Genomic DNA, 20,382 nt, shown 5'->3' on the forward strand with positions numbered 1-20,382 from the left:
GCACCTTGAAAACCACCCGCGCACCCCAATTTTGTTTCCTAGTCAAGAACACTCACCAGGGAGCATAAAAATGCGGCAAGACAAGTTAACGACCAAGCTTCAGGAAGCACTGGCCGATGCCCAGAGCCTGGCGGTCGGCAACGATAACCAGTACATCGAACCCGTGCACCTGCTCGTCGCCCTGCTGAACCAGGACGACGGCGGCGCCCGTTCGCTACTGCAGCGCGCCGGGGTGAATGTCGGCGCGCTGACCAATGCCTTGAAAAGCGGCCTGGGACGCCTGCCGAAGGTGTCCGGCACCGGCGGCGAGACGCAGGTCGGGCGCGAGCTCGTCTCCCTGCTCAACCTCGCGGACCGCGAATCGCAAAAGCGCGGCGATCAGTTCCTCTCGTCCGAAATGATCCTGCTGGCGCTCACTGAAGATAAATCCGACGCCGGCCGCCTGGCGCGCGAGCATGGCCTGGCGCGCAAGTCCCTGGAATCGGCCATTTCCGCCGTGCGTGGCGGCGAGAACGTCAGTTCCCAAGATGCCGAAGGCCAGCGCGAATCGCTCAAAAAATACACGCTCGACCTGACCGAGCGCGCACGCATGGGCAAACTCGACCCGGTAATCGGCCGCGACGACGAGATCCGGCGCGCAATCCAGGTGCTGCAGCGCCGTACCAAGAACAACCCGGTGCTGATCGGCGAACCGGGCGTCGGCAAGACCGCGATCGTCGAAGGCCTGGCCCAGCGCATCGTGAACGGCGAAGTGCCCGATTCCCTGAAGGGCAAGCGCGTGCTCTCGCTCGATATGGCGTCGCTGCTGGCGGGCGCCAAGTACCGCGGCGAATTCGAAGAGCGTTTGAAGTCGGTGCTGAAGGAACTGGCGCAGGACGAAGGCCAGACGATTGTCTTCATCGACGAGCTCCACACCATGGTCGGCGCCGGCAAGGCCGAAGGTGCAATGGATGCCGGGAACATGCTCAAACCGGCCCTTGCGCGCGGCGAGCTGCACTGCGTCGGCGCGACCACGCTCGACGAATACCGCAAGTATGTGGAAAAGGACGCCGCGCTCGAGCGCCGCTTCCAGAAGATCATCGTCGACGAGCCGAGCGTGGAGGCGACGATTGCGATCCTGCGCGGGCTGCAGGAAAAGTACGAGCTGCACCACAAGGTGGAGATCACCGACCCCGCCATCATCGCCGCGGCCGAGCTGTCGCACCGCTACATCAGCGACCGCTTCCTGCCCGATAAAGCGATCGACCTGATCGACGAGGCGGCGTCGAAAATCAAGATCGAGATCGACTCCAAGCCCGAAGTCATGGACAAGCTCGAGCGGCGCCTGATCCAGCTGAAGATCGAGCGCGAAGCGGTCAAGAAGGAAACCGACGAAGCGTCCATGCGCCGCCTGGAGCTGATCGGCGACGAAATCGCCCGCCTCGAGCGCGAGTACAACGATTTCGAGGAAATCCTGAAGTCGGAAAAGGCGGCGGTGCAGGGCACCACCCACATCAAGGAAGAGATCGAGCGTACCCGCCACCAGATGGAGGAGGCCAAGCGCCAGAGCAACTGGCAGCAGGTCTCCGAGCTGCAGTACGGGCGCCTGCCGGAACTCGAATCCCAGCTCATACACGCCGAAGAAGCGGCGACGGGCGCCCAAAGCGATGGCAATGCGAAACCGAAGCTGCTGCGTACGCAAGTTGGCGCCGAAGAGATCGCCGAAGTGGTTTCGCGCGCGACCGGCATTCCCGTCTCGCGCATGATGCAGGGCGAGCGCGACAAGCTGCTGCACATCGAAGAGAAGCTCCATGAGCGTGTCGTCGGCCAGGACGAGGCGATCGAAGCCGTGTCGGACGCGATCCGTCGTTCGCGCGCCGGCCTGTCGGACCCGCACCGCCCCTATGGCTCCTTCATGTTCCTGGGTCCTACCGGTGTCGGCAAGACGGAATTGTGCAAGGCGCTGGCGTCCTTCCTGTTCGATACCGAGGAGTCGATGATCCGCATCGACATGAGCGAATTCATGGAGAAGCATTCGGTCGCCAGGTTGATCGGCGCGCCGCCGGGTTATGTCGGCTATGAAGAGGGCGGTTATCTCACTGAAGCCGTGCGCCGCAAACCGTACAGCGTGATCCTGCTCGATGAAATCGAAAAGGCGCACCCTGACGTGTTCAACGTGCTGCTGCAGGTGCTCGATGACGGCCGCATGACCGACGGCCAGGGCCGCACGGTCGACTTCAAGAACACGGTGATCGTGATGACCTCGAACCTGGGTTCGCACAAGATCCAGTCGATGGATACCGACGAACCGGCGGTGGTGAAGATGGCCGTGATGGCCGAAGTGCGCGGGCACTTCCGTCCCGAGTTCATCAACCGCATCGACGACATCGTGGTGTTCCACGCGTTAGATGAGAAGAACATCGGCGCGATCGCCAAGATCCAGCTGCGCGGCCTGGAAGAGCGCCTCGCGAAGATGGAGATGACGCTCGACATCGACGAGGCGGCGCTGCAGCGCATTGCCGAAGCGGGCTTCGATCCGGTGTATGGCGCCCGGCCACTCAAGCGCGCGATCCAGCAGCAGATCGAAAATCCGCTGTCGAAAGCGATCCTGTCCGGCCGCTTCGGGCCGAAGGATACGATTACCGTGCGGGTGCGCGCCGGGCAGCTGGTCTTTGGCGAGCAACCGCAGGTCGAGCTGGCGAAGTAAGGCGGTTCAGGAAGCGGGAAGGGCGCAGCGATGCGCCCTTTTTTCGTTCAAGCCGCCGACCTTTGATCGGAACATTGCGCGTCCCTCGCCAGCAAGGTCGCAGCGTTTTGACTACACTGCTCCCTTTCGCTTCTCACACACAGCAACCATGAGCACTACAAGCCTGCGCCAGGATGCGCGCGTGATCGGCCTGGTCGGCGTCTCGCACGGGGTATCCCATTTCTATCACCTGATCCTGGCCGGACTGTTCCCCTGGCTGAAGGTCGCGTTCGTGCTCTCGTATGCCGAGCTGGGCCTCTTGATGACCGTCTTCTTCGTCGTCTCCGGCGTCGGCCAGGCGCTGTCGGGCTTCCTCGTCGACCGCGTCGGCGCGCGTCGCGTGCTGTTCACCGGGCACGCGCTGCTGTTCGTGGCGGCGCTGGTGCTGGCCAGTGCGCCGAACTACGCGGTGCTGCTGCTGGGTTCCCTGATTGCCGGCTGCGGCAACGCGGTGTTCCACCCGGCCGGCTACACGCTGCTGAACCAGAACGTCTCGAAGGAACGCCTGCCCTACGCCTTTTCGGTGCACGGCATTTCCGGGAACATCGGCTGGGCCGCCGCGCCACTGTTCCTGGCTGCCGTCGCCACGCTCTCGAGCTGGCGCGTGGCCTTGCTGTCGGCCTCCGCGATCCCGGCCCTGATGCTGCTGACGCTGATCCTGAACCGCAAGGTGCTGGCCACGAACGTGCCGGTGCTGACCGCGGCGCAGGCCCAGGCGGCCGGCGGATCGTTCGACTTCCTGCGCCTGCCGGCGGTCTGGATGTGCTTCGGCTTCTTCTTCCTGACCTCGGTGGCCTTGGGCGGCATCCAGGCCTTTTCGTCCACCAGCCTGACCGCGCTGTACGACATTTCGCTGCCGACCGCGGCCACCGCCTACACCACCTTCATGCTGTCGTCGGCGGCCGGGATGGTGGCCGGCGGCTTCCTGGCGGCGCGGGTGCGCAGCCATGACCGCACGATCGCGATTTCCTTCCTGTTTGCCGCCTCACTCGCCTTGCTGCTGTCGGCCTCGATCGTCCCGGGGCCGCTGGTGGTGCTGGTGATGGGCGCGATTGGCTTATCGACAGGCATCGCCGGGCCGTCGCGCGACTTGCTGATCCGCGCCGCGGCGCCGCCGAACGCCACAGGGCGCGTGTTCGGTGTCGTGTACTCAGGCCTGGACAGCGGCATGGCCGTCGGTCCGGTGCTGTTCGGGCTGCTGATGGATGGCGGCCATCCGGCCGGACTGTTCATCGGCGTGGCGCTGTTCCAGACGCTGTCGATCGCGACCGCGGTGGGCGCAGGGGGCAGGGGACGCGCACCACTGCCGCACAAGGCATGAAGTGATCTTTTCACATGGTGAAAAGCCATGGACCTTTCATGAAACCCTGCAGCAGATTGGTCAAGGAAACGACTTCCATGCTAAGAAGTTTCTTTCCGCATCATGGAATTTTATCTGTAAGTCGCTGATTATAATAAGGAAAAAATTCATCATTTGTCTTATATGAGAGTGATTGTGCGCTGCGCCATCCGGGCTATGATTTTGTCTGACGGATTTCATTTCGCAACTCGGCAATATCACTATCAGGAGAGACAACATGGCAACGCGTGGACAGCAGATCGCAGCATTGCAACACGACTGGGACAACAACCCACGCTGGGCAGGCGTCGTGCGCAACTACACCGCCGAGGACGTCGTCCGTCTGCGCGGTTCGCTCCAGATCGAGCACACGCTGGCAAAGCGCGGCGCCGAGAAGCTGTGGGATCTGGTCAATCAGGAACCCTTCGTCAACGCCCTCGGCGCCCTGACCGGCAACCAGGCGATGCAACAGGTGAAAGCCGGCCTGAAGGCGATCTACCTGTCGGGCTGGCAAGTTGCCGGCGACGCCAACCTGGCCGGCGAAATGTACCCGGACCAGTCGCTGTATCCCGCCAATTCGGTGCCGATGGTCGTACGCCGAATCAATAACACCTTCCAGCGTGCCGACCAGATCCAGTGGTCCGAAGGCAAGGACGAGGTCGATTACTTTGCGCCCATCGTGGCCGATGCCGAAGCCGGTTTCGGCGGCGTGCTCAACGCCTTCGAGCTGATGAAGTCGATGATCGAGGCGGGCGCCGCGGGCGTGCACTTCGAAGACCAGCTGGCGTCGGTCAAGAAATGCGGCCACATGGGCGGCAAGGTGCTGGTGCCGTCGCGCGAAGCGGTCGAAAAACTCACCGCGGCACGCCTGGCGGCCGACGTAATGGGCACCTCGACTTTGGTGATCGCCCGTACCGATGCCGAAGCGGCCGACCTGCTGACCTCGGACGTCGATCCCATTGACCAGCCATTCTGCACCGGCGAGCGCACCGTCGAGGGTTTCTACAAGACCCGTCCGGGCATCGAGCAGGCAATTTCGCGCGCGCTGGCGTATGCCCCGTTCGCCGACCTGGTCTGGTGCGAGACCGGCAAGCCTGACCTGGCCTTTGCCAAGCAGTTTGCCGATGCCGTGCACGCCAGGTTCCCGGGCAAGATGCTGGCCTATAACTGCTCGCCTTCGTTCAACTGGAAGAAAAACCTGGACGACGCAACCATCGCCAGGTTCCAGAAAGAGCTCGGCGCAATGGGCTACAAGTTCCAGTTCATCACCCTGGCCGGTTTCCATGCGCTGAACTACGGCATGTTCAACCTGGCCCACGGCTACGCACGCCGCCAGATGTCGGCCTTCGTGGAGCTCCAGGAAGCCGAGTTCGCCGCCGCCGAGAAGGGCTTCACGGCCGTCAAGCACCAGCGCGAAGTCGGTACCGGCTACTTCGATGCCGTGACCCAGACGATTCAGCAGAACCAGAGCTCGACCACGGCGCTGCACGGTTCGACCGAAGACGAACAGTTCTTCGACGAGAAGAAAGTCGCGTAAGTGTGAGCGAGTTCGCACCCGGTTCCGGCCGGGTGTTCCCTTCAAAGCCGCGGCGCTTCTGCCTGCGGCTTTTTTCGTTCGACGCCGATTATTTTGGGACGCGTACCGTTGTGGTGGATAATGTCGACAATTGCGCCCCCTTCGGGCGGCCGCCGCATTGACTTCTTAGATTGGAATCCCCCTTATGTTGAGCTACCGCCACGCCTTCCACGCGGGTAACCATGCCGACGTCCTCAAGCATTTCGTCCAAGTGCAATTGCACGAGTACATGAATCAAAAGGACACCGCCTACACCTATATCGACACCCACTCGGGTGCCGGCGTGTATGCGCTCGACGGCAGCTTTGCTTCGAAAAATGCCGAGTTCGACACCGGCATCGGCCCGCTGTGGACCCGTACCGACCTGCCGCCGGCGCTCGCCGAGTACGTGGCATTGGTCAAAGGCATGAACCCGAGCGGCAAGATGCGCTACTACCCGGGCTCGCCCTGGGTGGCCGACCAGATGACGCGACCGGAAGATCGCCTGCGCCTGTTCGAGCTGCATCCAGCCGACAGCAAGATCCTGGCTGACAATTTCCGCAAGGCCGATGCGCATAAGGCGGAGCAGGGCGAGCGTTCGCGCGGCAAGCGCGTGATGATCGAGCGCGGTGACGGCTTCCTCAGCATGAAGGCGCTGTTGCCGCCGCCATCGCGCCGCGCGCTGGTGCTGATCGACCCGCCGTACGAGATGAAGGACGATTACCGCAAGGTCAAGGATGCGCTGGAGGACGCGCTCGGGCGTTTCCCGAGCGGCATCTTCGCGGTCTGGTATCCCGTGCTGCAACGCATGGAATCGCGCCAGTTCGCCGATCGCCTGAAGCGCCTGCCGGCCAAGGAATGGCTGAACGTCACCCTGACCGTGTCGACGCCTGGCCCGGACGGTTTTGGTTTGCACAGCAGCGGCATGTTCATCCTGAACCCGCCCTACACGCTGGAGCCCATGCTGCGCGAAGTCATGCCCTACCTGGTCAAGGTGCTGGGCAAGGATGCGGGCGCGACTTTCGTCATCGAACGCGGCACCCAGGTGACCGGCGCCGCCGCTGCTCGGGTGGGCGCCGGCGGCACTGCGCGCCAGCCGGTGGGCAACGCACGCCGCGCCAGCCCGCTGTCGGGTACCGGCAGCCTGCGCCTGCCGGGCCAGGCCGCGGTGCCGCGTCCGGAAACGCCACCCGCCGACGCGCGCCGTCCTGACGGCGCGGCTGCCAGCAAGGTCGGTGCTTCCGAGCGCGCCAAGCGCTTCTCGCGTGCGGAAGGGGCGGCGCCAGCCGCCGGAGCGCGGCCGGAGCGGGCCACCAGCGGTCGGCCGACGGCGGGACGCCCGACTGCAGGCACCAGCCCGGCACGTCCGCGCAAGCGCACCTGAGCTGCCGTTGCCGGCTGTTGCCGGCTTCGCCTACCGTTGGCAACAATGCGGCTGCATCGGCGCCAGCGGATCATTTGCGCAACGCAGCAGTGCGTTCTTTTTGATGTAAAAATGTAAAGATTGGCGCGATGGTGTATAGTCGGTAGAGGTGCGCAACCGTGCGCGCGCCTTGCCGCGCCTGCCGCGCAGCAAGAGTTTTCAGGAGTTCACATGCTTGCCGAAGTAAGGGCGCTATCGACGACGATGCCGTCCGACGAATTTTTCCTGGCGCGCCAGCCGATCCTGGGGCGCGACCAACATCTGGTTGCTTACGAGCTGCTGTTTCGCGCGGCTGGCGAGCACGACGACGCACGCCTGACCGACGGCGCCGCCGCCACCGCAGCGGTCATCTCCCACGCGTCCCAACTCGGGCTCGAGCAAGTCGTCGGCAATAAATTGGCATTCGTCAATGTGGACGAAGACGTCCTGATGGCCGACTACGTGCGTTTCCTGCCACCGAATAAGGTTATCCTCGAAATTCTCGAAACCGTCAAGCCGACCGAGCCGTTGTTGGCCCGCGTGGCTGAGCTGAAAAGACTCGGTTTCAAGTTTGCGCTCGACGACGTAGTCCACCACAGCGAGGAGGTCGACAAGCTGCTCGACCTGGTCGATGTCGTGAAGGTTGATTTGCAGGGCGTGACGCCCGACGTGTTGGGGCATCTGGCGATATCGCTGCGCAAGAGCGGCAAGAAACTGCTGGCCGAAAAGGTCGAGACCCAGCAAGAGTTTCGTCTGTGCATGGAGCTCGGCTTCGATTTTTTTCAGGGCTATTATTTCGCGCGCCCCGTGATCCTTAGCGGGCGCAAGATCACGCCCTCCGAAATGGTGATCCTATACCTGCTCGAACTGATCAATTCCGACGCCGACGACGCCATGATCGAGACCGCCGTCAAGCGCGATCCCTTGATCAGCCTGAACCTGCTGCGCCTGGTGAACGGCCGCGCCGCCGGTCCCGACAGCCGGATCGAGTCGGTCGCCGAAGCGCTGACCCAGTTAGGGCGCAAGCAACTGCGCCGCTGGCTGCAGATCCTGATGTTCGCAGCGCCGGGCAGCAAGGTCGAACTCAACTCGCCGCTGCTGCAGCTGGCCACCACGCGCGGCAAGCTGCTCGAGCTGATGTCGCTGCAGGTGCGGCCGGGCGACGTCATCGGCGCCGAGCGCGCCTTCACGGCCGGCATCATGTCGCTGGCCGACGCACTGTTTTCGATGCCGATGGCCGACATCCTCGACAATGTCGAACTTGCCGCCGACGTGCGCGCCGCGCTGCTCGCGCGGACAGGGGACCTGGGTGCGATGCTGAACCTCGTCGAGCGCCTGGAGAAGGCCGATACCGGCCGCCAGTTCACTGGGGCGCTGCGCAAGCTCGATTTGACCTCGAAGCAGGTGCGCGAGATCGAGCTGGCGGCGTTCAACTGGGTGCGCGAGCTGGTGCACGACGCGGCCTGAACATCGTCACACCCGCCCGCCGCTTACTGCCCTAAAAACAAAAACACCGTCGGTTTCTTGTGAAAATCCGGCATCTTGGCGTCCGCCAGCTGCGCTTTCCACTGCGCGGCAGTCAAGGTGCGCACCGATTCCGTGGCCAGCGACAAATCCGTCGCCACGCACACCAGCGTCCCCGGCTGGCAGCTCGTTACCAGCGCCTCGAGCATCTGCCCGTTGCGGTAGGGCGTCTCGATCAGTAGCTGCGTCTGCTTTTCAAGACGCGCGCGGGTTTCCAGTTCGCGGATGCGCTTGGTGCGCGCCACGGCCTCGGTCGGCAGGTAGCCATTGAAGGCAAAGCTCTGGCCGTTCAGGCCGCTCGCCATGACGGCCAGCAGCAGCGACGAAGGCCCGACCAGCGGGCGCACCGTCACGCCGTGCTGATGCGCCAGGCGCACCAGGTCCGCGCCCGGGTCGGCCACGGCCGGCACGCCCGCTTCCGAGACCAGGCCGGCGTCCTCCCCGGCCAGCAGCGGCGCGAGCAGTTGCGCCAGGCTCCCTGCCGGGGTGTTCACGTTCAGTTCCGCGATGCGGATTTCCTGCAAGGGTTTGGCCAGCGGATGGTCGATGGCCACCAACTTGAGGAAGGCGCGCGCGGTTTTCGCGTTCTCGGCGACGAAGTAGCTCAGTTGCGAGGTGATCGCCTGCACCTGGCCAGGCAGGACGTGGGACAGGGCGCCGGGTACGGCGTCGGTGGGGCCAAGGGTATTCGGGATCAGGTAGAGGGTGCCGGGCATGAAGTCAGAAAGTAGGAAGTTAAATGCCGAAAAAGACCACGCCAGCGCGGCGCAGCATACTGGTCAGGGCGATCAGGGGCAGGCCGGTGAGGGCGGTCGGGTCGGATGAATCGATGCGTTCGATGAGGGCGATGCCCAGGCCTTCGTTCTTGGCGCTGCCGGCGCAGTCATAGGGCTGCTCGATGCGCAGGTAGGCGTCGAGTTCGGCATCAGGAAGATCGCGAAAGCGGACAAACACTTGTACGTTTTCCACCTGGGCAGTGTCGGCAGGGTCAAGCGCCCGGCCGTCCCACAGGCACAGCGCCGTATGGAACACCACTTCGCGCCCGCGCATCTTCTGCAATTGCGCCAGCGCCCGTGCGTGGTCCCCAGGCTTGCCGATCTGTTCGCCGTCCAGCGTGGCGACCTGGTCGGAGCCGATCACGAGCGCGCCCGGATGCAGGCGCGCGATCGCTTCGGCCTTGGCACGCGCAAGGCGCAGGGCGGTGCTTTCAGGCGCCTCACCGACGAGCGGCGTCTCGTCGATATGCGGCGCCACCGTCGCAAACGGCAGGTGCAGGCGCGCCAGCAGTTCGCGACGGTAGCTTGAACTCGACGCTAAAATCAGGCGCGGTGCGGAAGAACTTGGTATCATGTGCGCGGTCGAAGAATAGTGTGGAAAACAGAGTCGTGTCCATCCCGGCAAGTAATGCCGATCGATGAGACATCGAAGGCGCTTGGCCGTGGATTGCTGCAACAGAGTGCGGCACCAGGGCCAAAAAAACGCGTCAAGTCTTTGACTGCACGCGGATAACCCTGTTATTATCGCAGGTTTTCCGGGGACGTTTTCTGCAATGAGCGCATTTGTCATCGACGCCTTTGAATTCTGCCGCACTGGCGGCCATCGCGAAGGGGTGACCCCGCTAACGGAAATGCCCCGCCTCGCCGCCGATTGCGCGAACGCCAGCGGCGAGATTGCCTGGTCGATCCAGGGCGGTGAGACCCGGCAAGGCTACCCGACCATGACGGTGGCGGTCGCTGGTCCCGTGCAGCTGGTATGCCAGCGTTGTCTGGCCCCGTTCGACTACCAGATCGATTCGGCGACCCAATTGGTGTTGGGGCGCGACGACGAGGAAGCCGATCAGTTCGAACAAGTCCTCGACGACGAAAGCATCGACGTGATCGTCGGCAGCCACGCTGCCGATATCCGCGAGCTGCTCGAGGACGAAGCCCTGCTGGCACTGCCGCATGCGCCGAAACACGAGGTATGTCCGAGTACTACGCTGCTCCATACCCTGAAGTCTGAAAAGGTCTCGCCGTTTGCCGGCTTGAAGAACCTGAAATCCGAATAAGCAGTTTGCAGGTGTAGTAAGAGAGAACGTGTCAGGCGCGTGCACAGTCGAGTATATGCCAGGGCAGCGTTTTAAACATGTCGGCAATCGTGAGGTTGCCGGTGGGATACTCGATGTGCATGTATTTGCAAATCGGTTGTGTTAGAATTTTAGAACTTAAGTATTAGGAGTCATCATGGCAGTTCAGCAGAATAAGAAGTCCCCGTCGAAGCGCGGTATGCACCGTTCGCACGATTTCCTGGTTGCCCCTAACCTGGCAGTCGAGCCTGTGACCGGTGAAACCCACCTGCGCCACCATATCAGCCCGAACGGCTTTTACCGTGGTCGCAAAGTCCTGAAGACCAAGAACGACGAGTAATCGCCGCCTTGTTTTTCTGTACCATGAAAGCGGTGCAACGTATGTTGAGTGCGTGGCGCCGCTTTTTCTTTGTCCCCGGTTGCCGATTTTTTGCGCACCAACCCCGCTTTCGTTCCAAGCTGGCATCGCTCGAAGGGAGTGCGCCTGCATTGCAGCCCACCGCCGTGTGAGCCGCGGTATTACCCCCACAGATGACAATTAAAATATCCATCGACTGCATGGGCGGAGACCACGGTCCTTCCGTTACCATCCCGGCAGCCCTTTCCTTCCTCAAGCAACAGCCGGACGCCGAGTTGATCCTCGTCGGCCTGGAAGACACCTTGCGTGCGGAGCTCAAGAAACACCGAGCCGACACCCATCCGCGCCTGACGGTCAAGCACGCCTCCGAAGTCGTGGCGATGGACGATCCGATCGAAGTCGCGCTGCGCCGCAAGAAGGATTCCTCGATGCGCGTCGCGGTCGAGCTGGTCAAGGATGGCGGCGCCCACGTCTGCGTCTCGGCCGGCAATACCGGCGCGCTGATGGCCGTCTCGCGCTATGTCCTGAAGACGATGGCCGGCGTCGACCGCCCGGCGATCTGCTCGATCCTGCCGAACCAGAAGAACGGCCCGACCTACATGCTCGACCTCGGCGCCAACGTCGATTGCAGCCCGCATCACCTGCACCAGTTCGCGATCATGGGCTCGGTCCTGTTCTCGGCCATGGAAGGCAGGCAGCCGACCATCGGCCTGCTCAACGTCGGTACCGAAGAGATCAAGGGCAACGAGGTGGTGAAGGAAACCGCGATCCTGCTGCGCGCCGACCACGAGCGCGGCGCCCTGAATTTCTACGGCAACGTCGAGGGCAACGACATCTTCAAGGGCACGGCCGACGTCGTCGTGTGCGACGGTTTCGTCGGCAACGTCACCTTGAAGGCCATCGAGGGCCTGTCGCGCTTCATGAAGTCGGTGTTCAAGCAAAGTGCGCTGTCGATGCTGGGCGCACTGATCGCGCGTGGCGCCCTGAAGAAGCTCAATCCGGAGCGCTACAATGGCGCCGGCTTGCTCGGCCTGAAGGGCCTGGTATTCAAGAGCCACGGCGGGGCGAACGCCTATGCCTTCGAATGGGCCATCAGGCGCGCTTTCGATGCGGCGAAAAATAATGTACAAGAGCAACTGTCGGCAATGATCGCCGAACTCATGCCAGAAATGCCTGACGCCCAGCGCCAGGTCTGATTCACGACGGAATTCGGGATGGAGACGCAATGACTGTCTACAGCAAAATCATCGGCACCGGCAGCTACTTGCCGGCGCGCAGGGTCACGAATGCCGAACTGGCGGCCGAACTGGCCGTCCAGGGCATCGAGACCTCGGACGAGTGGATCGTGTCGCGTAGCGGCATCTCCGCGCGCCACTACGCCGCGGCGGATCAGAACTCGTCGGACCTGGCGGTGGAGGCGGCGCGCCGCGCGCTCGAGATGGCGGGCAAGTCGCCACGCGACATCGACATGGTGATCGTTGCCAGTTCCACCCCCGATTTCCAGGGCAGCTTCCCGAGCACGGCCTGTATCGTCCAGCAAAAACTGGGCATGACGAATTACAGCGCTGCCTTCGACGTGCAAGCCGTCTGCAGCGGCTTCGTCTACGCGGTCGCGACCGCCGACGCCTTCATCAAGTCGGGAATGCACAAGACGGTGCTGGTGATCGGCGCCGAAGTGTTCTCGCGCATCCTCAATTTCGAAGACCGCGCCACCTGCGTGCTGTTCGGCGACGGCGCCGGCGCAGTGGTATTGAGCGCATCGAAGGAGCCGGGCATCCTCGCCTCCAGGCTGCACGCGGACGGCACCCACGCCCACATCCTGTCGATTCCGCCGAGCCCGGCCGGCAGCCCCGCCAGCGGCGGTTTCCTGCACATGGATGGCCAGGCCGTATTCAAGCTGGCGGTCACCGTGCTCGAAGACGTCGCGAACGAAGTGCTCGATGCCGCGCAGATGAAGGCATCGAGCGTCGATTGGCTGATCCCGCACCAGGCGAACATCCGCATCATGAAGAGCACGGCGAAGAAACTCGGCCTGCCGATCGAGCGCATGGTCGTCACGGTCGATGAGCATGGCAACACCTCGGCCGCCTCGATTCCGCTGGCCCTCGACCTTGCCGTGCGCGACGGTCGCATCAAAGCAGGGGACAATATCCTGATGGAAGGTGTCGGCGGCGGCTTTACCTGGGGCGCGATCCTCGCGCGCATGTAATCGCGCGTCCCGCCTACGAATTCACAAGGACCATGACAAGATGAGCAAATTCGCATTCCTGTTTACCGGCCAGGGCGCGCAAGCGGTCGGCATGCTGAACGGCTTCGCCGGCAACCCAGTCGTCGACCAGACCGTGCTTGAGGCCTCCGAGGCCCTCGGCATGGACATTGGCCGCCTGATCGCCGACGGCCCGAAGGAAGACCTCGACCTCACGACCAACACCCAGCCGGTGATGCTGACCGCTGCCGTTGCCGTGTACCGCGCCTGGATCGCCGCCGGCGGCCCGGCGCCTTCCGTCGTCGCCGGCCACAGCCTCGGCGAATACTCGGCCCTGGTGGCCGCCGGTGTGATCGATTTCAAGGACGCCGTGCCGCTGGTGCGCTTCCGCGCCCAGTCGATGCAGGAAGCGGTGCCGGTCGGCCAGGGCGGCATGGCCGTCGTGCTGGGACTGTCCGCCGACGACGTGCACGCCGTCTGCCTTGAAGCCGCCCAGGGCGAAGTCGTGGAAGCCGTCAACTTCAACGAGCCGACCCAGATCGTGATCGCCGGCCATGCCGGCGCGATCGACCGCGCCTGCGAGATCGCCAAGGCGAAAGGCGCCAAGCGCGCCATGAAGCTGGCCGTCTCGGCACCGTTCCACTCGTCCCTGCTCAAGCCTGCGTCAAGCCGCCTGCGCGAATACATGGCCCGGTTGACCTTCAACGCACCACGGATCGATTTGATCAACAACGTCGATGTCGCTATCCTGAAAGACCCGGAAGCGATCAAGGATGCCCTGGTACGTCAGGCCGCCGGCCCGGTGCGCTGGGTCGAAACGATGCAGAAGATGGCAGGCGAGGGTGTCACGCAGGTCATCGAATGCGCCCCGAGCAAGACCCTGATCGGCATGGCGAAACGTATCGATCCGGTGTTGGTCGGCGACGCGCTGCTGGACCAGGCTGCGCTCGAGCGCGTGCTGGCAAGTGTCCAGGCAACTGAGCAGGGCGCCTGAACCCACGCTGTTTTAGAAAAGGAAAAGAATTACATGAATCTGGAGAATCAAGTCGCTCTCGTCACCGGTGCCTCACGCGGCATCGGCAAGGCCATCGCGCTCGAGTTGGCCCGCCAGGGTGCAACAGTCGTCGGCACCGCCACGAGCGAATCCGGCGCGGAAGCGATCACGTCCTATCTGGCTGAGTTCGGCGGCAAGGGTCTCGTCCTCGACGTCACCGATACAGCGCGCTGCACGGGCGTCATCGACGAAGTGCAAAAGACCTACGGCAGCGTCGCGATCCTCGTGAACAATGCCGGCATTACCCAGGATAACCTGGCCATGCGCATGAAGGACGAGGAGTGGGACAGCGTCATCGCGACCAACCTCACCGCCGTCGGCCGCCTGTCGCGCGCTGTGCTGCGGGGCATGATGAAAGCAAGGCACGGCCGCATCATCAATATCACGTCCGTCGTCGGTTCGTCCGGCAATCCGGGCCAGATGAACTACGCCGCCGCGAAAGCGGGCGTGGCCGGCATGACGCGCGCGCTGGCACGCGAAATCGGCAGCCGCAACATCACCGTCAATTGCGTCGCGCCCGGCTTTATCGATACCGACATGACGAAGGGATTGGGCGAAGGCCAGCACGAAGCGCTGCTCACGCAGATCCCGCTGGGGCGCCTCGGCCAGCCGGAAGATATTGCCCACGCGGTGGCCTTCCTGGCCGGTCCGACCGCCGCTTATGTCACCGGAACGACGCTGCACGTGAATGGCGGCATGTACATGAATTGATGTCGAGGATAGAGCCGCTGGTGCTGGTACGGGGCGTACAATTGAAATGCGCCTTATTTACATCGCGTCAGAATCTCATCTTTTAGCAGGAGTTCCGGTCGAGTTAGCGTCACACGCCGAAACTAGTTTTTCAGCGCGCAAACCTGATAAAATGCGCGCACTTTCCGCAACACATACCTAATGGAGCCATAACATGTCGGATATCGAACAACGCGTTAAAAAAATCGTCGCTGAGCAGCTGGGTGTTGCAGAAGCCGACATCAAAATCGAGTCCTCGTTCGTTGACGATCTCGGCGCTGATTCGCTGGACACCGTTGAACTGGTGATGGCCCTGGAAGACGAGTTCGAAATGGAAATCCCTGACGAGCAGGCTGAGAAAATCACCACCGTCAAGCAGGCTATCGACTACGCAACTGCGCACGTCAAGGCCTAAGCTGTTTTAGTTTCAGGGAGAATCGCTTGAGCCGTTCACGCAACCGCCGCGTTGTCATTACCGGCCTGGGCTGCATTTCACCTATCGGTAATTCGATTACCGAAGCGTGGGACGCTGCGCTGGCTGGCAAGTCGGGCATTGCCAACATCACCAAGTTCGATGCAACGCCGTTTTCGACCCGTTTTGCGGGCGAAGTCAAAGGCTTCAATATCGAGGATTACATCCCCGCCAAGGAAGCCCGCAACATGGATACCTTCATCCATTTCGGCATGGCAGCGGGCATCCAGGCCCTGCAGGATTCGGGCCTCGAAGTTACTGAAGAAAACGCTGACCGTATCGGCGTGATCGTCGGTTCGGGCATCGGCGGCTTGCCGCGGATCGAAGAGCAGAAGGACGAGTACGACAAGCGCGGCCCGCGCCGCATTTCGCCATTCTTCGTGCCTGCTTCGATCATCAACATGATCTCGGGCGATCTTTCGATCAAATTCGGGCTGCGCGGACCAAACCTCGCCATCGTCACGGCCTGCACCACCGGGCTGCACTGCATCGGCGCGGCCGGCCGCCTGATCGAATACGGCGATGCCGACGTGATGATCGCCGGCGGTGCCGAGTCGACCATCTCGCCGCTGGGCCTGGGCGGTTTCGCCTCGGCACGCGCGCTGTCGTCGCGCAACGACGATCCGGCTACGGCTTCGCGTCCCTGGGAGCGCGACCGCGACGGTTTCGTGCTGGGCGAGGGCGCCGGTGTCATGGTGCTGGAAGAGTACGAGCACGCCAAGGCGCGCGGCGCGAAGATCTACGCCGAGCTGCTCGGCTTTGGGATGAGCGCGGATGCGAACCACATCACCGCGCCGATGGAAGACGGCAGTGGCGCGAGCCGCTGCATGGTGTCGGCCATGGGCAATGCCGGGATCAATCCCGACCAGGTGCAGTATGTGAATGCGCACGGTACTTCGACGCCGCTGGGCGACCTCGCGGAAGTCCAGGGCATCAAGCGCACCTTCGGCGACCATGCCGGCAAACTGGCGGTCAACTCGACCAAGTCGATGACCGGCCACTTGCTGGGCGGCGCCGGCGGCCTCGAGTCGGTGTTCACGGTGCTGGCGATCCACAACCAGATCTCGCCGCCGACGATCAACATGTTCAACCAGGACCCGGCCTGCGATCTCGATTTCGTGGCGAACACCGCACGCAACATGCAGATCGACTATGCCGTGAAGAACTCGTTCGGCTTCGGCGGTACCAACGGTACCCTCGTCTTCGCCAAGGTCTAATACTTTGAGCGCGTGAAAAACCTCCCCATAGGATTTTTCGCACGTTCAATTTGAACCTGCCGTGCCCGGTCCTGTCTAAATGATCAGGCGCCTGACCCTGCCGCAGCCCGCGCGCGGCAGGCGTTCGTTTTACTTTCCCCTCTCATGCCATGTCGGTTGCCGTGTCCGCACGTATTGCGCCGTCACGCCGCCTGCGCGCAGCGCTTCTGCTGTTCGCGCTGGCGCAGCTATGCGCAGCCTTTTCAATTGGCATCTTGTTGCCCGAACGCGTAGCCGGCGCACCGTTTTGTGCGGCTTTTTTCCTGCTTACAGCGCTCTGTTCCGTGCACGGATGGGCAGGCGCGACAAAGACGCACCGGATTGATGTATCTGGAACCGGCACCCTCCACCTGACGGTAAAACAGGAGATGGAAGCCGATCCGGTGGCGTCCGCTGGCACCGTCGTAACGCTGTTGCCCGCCACACTCATCTGGCCCTCAATGCTGCTGTTGCACCTGGCCGATGGGGATGGGCGGAGACATACTGTACCGGTCCTGCGCGACAGCCTGGCACCGGCCGAATACCGTGCGCTGCGCGTTGCAATCGGCACCTTGTGCAGGCGCCATGAACGTGCAGCACCGACAATCGAAATACTTTGAACTTATTGCAGCCGGCCAACTCTTACGTCTCAGAGGGGCCCGAGAAACCGTAGCGAGCGCAAGGATATTTGGCCGAGGGATGATGCTCGCTGTACGCAAGTACAGCGAGCACCGCAGGGCAAATAGCCGATGCGCAGTAGGTTGATCGGGTCCTTCCGGCCTGCGGCAGTTTACGGGACACCGTCAGTGACGACAGAACGCGAGGGTGATCAACTGCTGGTGGAACGCGTCCAGGCCGGTGACAGGGGAGCGTTCGACTTGTTGGTGGCGAAGTATCAGCGCAGGCTGATGCGTTTGGTGTCGCGCCTCGTGCACGATCCCGCTGAGGCCGAGGATGTTGTGCAGGAAACCTTTATTAAGGCGTTCCGTGCCCTGCGCCACTTTCGCGGTGAGTCCGCGTTCTATACTTGGCTCTATCGAATAGGCATCAACACAGCAAAGAATTATCTCGTCACACAAGGCAGGCGCGCACCGACCTCTACCGAGACAGATACGGAACGTGCTGAAGGGTTTGACGATGCGGACAGCTTGCGCGACATAAACACGCCGGAATCGATGTTGGCGAGCAAGCAGATCGCGTATACGGTCAATGCAGCAATGGAAGCGCTACCGCTGGAACTGCGGACAGCGATTGTCCTGCGCGAAATTGAGGGTTTGAGCTACGAGGAAATCTCCGAAGTGATGGCCTGTCCGATTGGCACGGTGCGCAGCAGGATATTCCGCGCCCGCGAAGTCATCGCCGAAAAATTGAGGCCATTGCTCGATTTTCCGTCTGACAAACGTCGGTAGCCAGCGTGGTCGTACGAGCCCCGTAGATGACGGAGGCGCCTCGGGTTAATCCAGGTTCCCTAATACCTGGAAACTTTTGGATCACACTGCTACTGGAACGACCGATGGACACGAACAAAAAAAACCGCGAACGTATCTCCGCCCTGAGCGACGATGCGTTGCCGAATGACGACCACGAACTGGCTTGCGCAGCCCTGCGCACGGCCGATGGAATAGCAGCGTGGGAAGTGTATCACCTGATCGGCGACGTGTTGCGCACGGGAGCGTCTGCCGACCTTTCGCCCGGCTTCGCTGCGCGCCTCTCGAGTCGCCTCGCCGCGGAACCGCTGCATCCGCGCCGCGCAACGGCAGAACTCGAACACGCCAAGCCCGCCCTGCTGGCGGCCTCGACACCTTCTTCCTGAATCGCCGGATGACGCGCGCGTCCTGCGCACGTCAGCCCGTTCGCCGGCCGGCGCCGACCTTGCGCCGCACGCTGCCGCCTTCGCTTGCGCGTTGCACGCCACGAGGCCGCACCCCTCATCCGATGCGCGACAAGACGCCGGGTTTTGGCTTACCATAACGTCAATCCCGCCCTCACTCCCTGACTCTCATGACAAGCAAAAAATTTGCTGGCGCAGTCCTGTCGGCCCTGCTCCTGACATGCGCCAGCCTGTCTGTCTCCTTAATGGCCAGCGCTGCCGCGCCCGTCCCGACGCCGACCGTGACGGGTCTGCCGGACTTTTCCGACCTGATCGACAAGGCGGGTCCCGCGGTCGTCAACATCCGCACCACTGAGCGCGTGCGCCTGGGGCAGGGCGGGCCGGGAGAAGAAGAGATGCAGGAGTTCCTGCGCCGCTTCTTCGGCCAGCCGATTCCGCGCCGCCGTTCGCCCCAGCCGCAGCAGGAAGAGCGGGAAGTACAGCGTGGCGTCGGTTCCGGCTTCATCATTTCCGACGATGGCTTTGTGTTGACCAATGCCCACGTGGTCGAGGGCGCCGATGAAGTCACGGTCACGCTGACCGACCGGCGCGAATTCAAGGCCAAGGTGCTAGGCTCGGACCGCCGTTCGGACGTCGCGCTGCTGAAGCTGAGCGCCACCAGCCTGCCTTACCTGCGCACCGGCGACTCGAGCAAGATCCGTGTCGGCGAATGGGTGATCGCGATCGGCTCGCCCTTTAACCTCGACAACACGGTGACCGCCGGCATCATCTCGGCCAAGTCGCGCGACACCGGTGATTACCTGCCGCTGATCCAGAGCGACGTCGCCGTCAATCCGGGTAATTCGGGCGGCCCGCTGATCAACATGCGCGGCGAAGTCATCGGCATCAATTCGCAGATCGCCACGCTGTCCGGCGCCTACAACGGCATTTCCTTCGCGGTGCCGATCGACGAAGTCATGCGCGTGGCCGACCAGCTCAAGAAAACCGGCCGCGTCACGCGCGGGCGCCTGGGCGTTCAGATCAGCGAAGTCACGCGCGACGTCGCCGAGTCGCTCGGTCTGGGCAAGGCGCGCGGCGCCGAAGTATCGATGGTCGAAGCGGGCGGTCCGGCCGAAAAGGGCGGCATCAAGGTCGGCGACATCATCCTGAAATTCAACGGCCAGCCGATCGAAACGACGCGCGACCTGCCGCGCCTGGTCGGCGCCTCGAAAATCGGCACGCGCGCAAGCGTCACCGTCTGGCGCCGCGGCGCCCAGCTCGACGTGCCGGTGACGATCGTCGCGCTGGAAGACGAAAAAGCGGCCGCCGCCAAGCCGCAGCCGAACAAGCCGGCTCCGGGCGCGGCGCCGAACCCGCTCGGCTTGCAGGTGTCGAACGTCAACCCTGAACAGCGCCGCACCCTGCGCATCGAGGGCGGCGTCGTCGTGGACGCGTCCGAGGGCAGGGCGGCTACCGCCGGCGTGCGCGCGGGCGACCTGATCCTGCAGATGAACAATGTCGAGATCAAGGACGCGGCCCAGTTCAACGCGCTGGCAAGTAAGCTCGATCCGAAAAAGAGTGTCGCGGTGCTGGTGCGTCGCGAGAACGTCACGCAATATCTCGTCATCAAACCGCTCAAGTGAGGCGCTTCACGCTCTATTCGCGCAGCTATTGCCACCTGTGCGAAGACATGCTGGCGGCCTTGCAGGCCTTGGCAGCGCCGGGGCAGCTGTTCGAGGTCGATGTCATCGATGTCGATGCCGACCCAGCGCTGGTCGAGCGCTTCGACGAACTGGTGCCGGTGCTGTATGGCCGGCTCGATGAACCGGAGCTGTGCCATTATTTTCTCGACGAGCAGGCGGTGCGGCGTTATCTCGACCGCGCCCCGGCACTGCGCTGAGGCCCTGC

The 20,382-nt window shown here is 63.0% G+C and carries 20 protein-coding genes; 18 read left to right on the forward strand and 2 right to left on the reverse strand.

All coding sequences use genetic code 11. The features are described 5' to 3' along the window. Nucleotides 1–70 precede the first annotated feature (70 nt). The 5 genes from clpB to ACHAC9_RS07195 all read left to right on the forward strand — a co-directional run bounded on the left by clpB (nt 71) and on the right by ACHAC9_RS07195 (nt 8,488). Nucleotides 71–2,686 (forward strand): ATP-dependent chaperone ClpB, encoded by a 2,616-nt coding sequence (gene clpB, locus ACHAC9_RS07175; protein WP_435758570.1) that lies wholly within the window; start codon nt 71–73, stop codon nt 2,684–2,686. Between the two features lie 148 nt (nt 2,687–2,834). After that, nucleotides 2,835–4,046 carry an MFS transporter gene (locus tag ACHAC9_RS07180; protein WP_435758572.1) on the forward strand — a complete coding sequence of 404 codons (1,212 nt, stop codon included), beginning with the start codon at nt 2,835–2,837 and terminating at the stop codon, nt 4,044–4,046. Between the two features lie 256 nt (nt 4,047–4,302). Beyond that, nucleotides 4,303–5,601: an isocitrate lyase gene (gene aceA / locus ACHAC9_RS07185; protein WP_435758574.1), complete on the forward strand. Its 1,299-nt coding sequence runs from the start codon at nt 4,303–4,305 to the stop codon at nt 5,599–5,601. Nucleotides 5,602–5,785: 184 nt separating this feature from the next. Beyond that, entirely contained in the window at nt 5,786–7,003 is a 1,218-nt protein-coding gene (locus tag ACHAC9_RS07190; RefSeq protein ID WP_435758576.1) for a 23S rRNA (adenine(2030)-N(6))-methyltransferase RlmJ, read from the forward strand. Nucleotides 7,004–7,213: 210 nt separating this feature from the next. After that, the gene (locus ACHAC9_RS07195; RefSeq protein ID WP_435758578.1) at nt 7,214–8,488 is read left to right on the forward strand and encodes an EAL and HDOD domain-containing protein; all 1,275 of its coding nucleotides are present in this window, start codon (nt 7,214–7,216) and stop codon (nt 8,486–8,488) included. A gap of 23 nt (nt 8,489–8,511) precedes the next feature. On the opposite strand, the gene ACHAC9_RS07200 is transcribed toward ACHAC9_RS07195, so the two are convergent. After that, on the reverse strand, nt 8,512–9,261 hold the full coding sequence (locus ACHAC9_RS07200) for an SAM-dependent methyltransferase (protein ID WP_435758580.1): 750 nt from the start codon (nt 9,259–9,261) through the stop codon (nt 8,512–8,514). 19 nt (nt 9,262–9,280) lie between these two features. Next, complete coding sequence (locus tag ACHAC9_RS07205) at nt 9,281–9,895, reverse strand: Maf-like protein (protein ID WP_435758582.1); 615 nt, start codon at nt 9,893–9,895, stop codon at nt 9,281–9,283. A gap of 199 nt (nt 9,896–10,094) precedes the next feature. Here ACHAC9_RS07205 and ACHAC9_RS07210 point away from each other — a divergent pair, with 199 nt between their 5' ends. From ACHAC9_RS07210 to ACHAC9_RS07270, 13 genes are all read left to right on the forward strand, one after another. After that, entirely contained in the window at nt 10,095–10,592 is a 498-nt protein-coding gene (locus tag ACHAC9_RS07210; RefSeq protein ID WP_435758584.1) for a YceD family protein, read from the forward strand. A 175-nt stretch (nt 10,593–10,767) separates the two neighbouring features. Beyond that, on the forward strand, nt 10,768–10,950 hold the full coding sequence (gene rpmF, locus ACHAC9_RS07215; protein WP_055936259.1) for a 50S ribosomal protein L32: 183 nt from the start codon (nt 10,768–10,770) through the stop codon (nt 10,948–10,950). 191 nt (nt 10,951–11,141) lie between these two features. Beyond that, on the forward strand, nt 11,142–12,164 hold the full coding sequence (gene plsX / locus ACHAC9_RS07220) for a phosphate acyltransferase PlsX (protein WP_435758587.1): 1,023 nt from the start codon (nt 11,142–11,144) through the stop codon (nt 12,162–12,164). 29 nt (nt 12,165–12,193) lie between these two features. After that, entirely contained in the window at nt 12,194–13,177 is a 984-nt protein-coding gene (locus ACHAC9_RS07225; RefSeq protein WP_435758589.1) for a beta-ketoacyl-ACP synthase III, read from the forward strand. Nucleotides 13,178–13,217: 40 nt separating this feature from the next. Continuing rightward, nucleotides 13,218–14,168: an ACP S-malonyltransferase gene (gene fabD, locus ACHAC9_RS07230; RefSeq protein WP_435758591.1), complete on the forward strand. Its 951-nt coding sequence runs from the start codon at nt 13,218–13,220 to the stop codon at nt 14,166–14,168. A 33-nt stretch (nt 14,169–14,201) separates the two neighbouring features. Then, the gene (gene fabG / locus ACHAC9_RS07235; RefSeq protein WP_435758593.1) at nt 14,202–14,939 is read left to right on the forward strand and encodes a 3-oxoacyl-ACP reductase FabG; all 738 of its coding nucleotides are present in this window, start codon (nt 14,202–14,204) and stop codon (nt 14,937–14,939) included. Between the two features lie 193 nt (nt 14,940–15,132). Next, nucleotides 15,133–15,372: an acyl carrier protein gene (gene acpP / locus ACHAC9_RS07240; protein WP_020653257.1), complete on the forward strand. Its 240-nt coding sequence runs from the start codon at nt 15,133–15,135 to the stop codon at nt 15,370–15,372. Nucleotides 15,373–15,398: 26 nt separating this feature from the next. Then, a complete protein-coding gene (fabF, locus tag ACHAC9_RS07245; protein WP_435758595.1) occupies nt 15,399–16,646 on the forward strand; it encodes a beta-ketoacyl-ACP synthase II in 1,248 nt (415 codons plus the stop codon). Between the two features lie 161 nt (nt 16,647–16,807). Continuing rightward, a complete protein-coding gene (locus tag ACHAC9_RS07250) occupies nt 16,808–17,284 on the forward strand; it encodes a protein YgfX (protein ID WP_435758597.1) in 477 nt (158 codons plus the stop codon). A 186-nt stretch (nt 17,285–17,470) separates the two neighbouring features. Next, the gene (gene rpoE, locus ACHAC9_RS07255; RefSeq protein WP_435758599.1) at nt 17,471–18,073 is read left to right on the forward strand and encodes an RNA polymerase sigma factor RpoE; all 603 of its coding nucleotides are present in this window, start codon (nt 17,471–17,473) and stop codon (nt 18,071–18,073) included. 104 nt (nt 18,074–18,177) lie between these two features. Then, a complete protein-coding gene (locus tag ACHAC9_RS07260; RefSeq protein WP_435758601.1) occupies nt 18,178–18,477 on the forward strand; it encodes an RseA family anti-sigma factor in 300 nt (99 codons plus the stop codon). 188 nt (nt 18,478–18,665) lie between these two features. Continuing rightward, complete coding sequence (locus ACHAC9_RS07265; protein ID WP_435758603.1) at nt 18,666–20,117, forward strand: DegQ family serine endoprotease; 1,452 nt, start codon at nt 18,666–18,668, stop codon at nt 20,115–20,117. Next, nucleotides 20,114–20,374, forward strand: coding sequence for a glutaredoxin family protein (locus ACHAC9_RS07270; protein WP_435758605.1), 261 nt, complete (start codon nt 20,114–20,116; stop codon nt 20,372–20,374). The genes ACHAC9_RS07265 and ACHAC9_RS07270 overlap by 4 nt, the downstream gene beginning before the upstream one ends. Nucleotides 20,375–20,382 lie beyond the last annotated feature (8 nt).

The sequence above is a fragment of the Massilia sp. CMS3.1 genome (assembly GCF_051262535.1).
GTDB lineage: Bacteria > Pseudomonadota > Gammaproteobacteria > Burkholderiales > Burkholderiaceae_D > Telluria.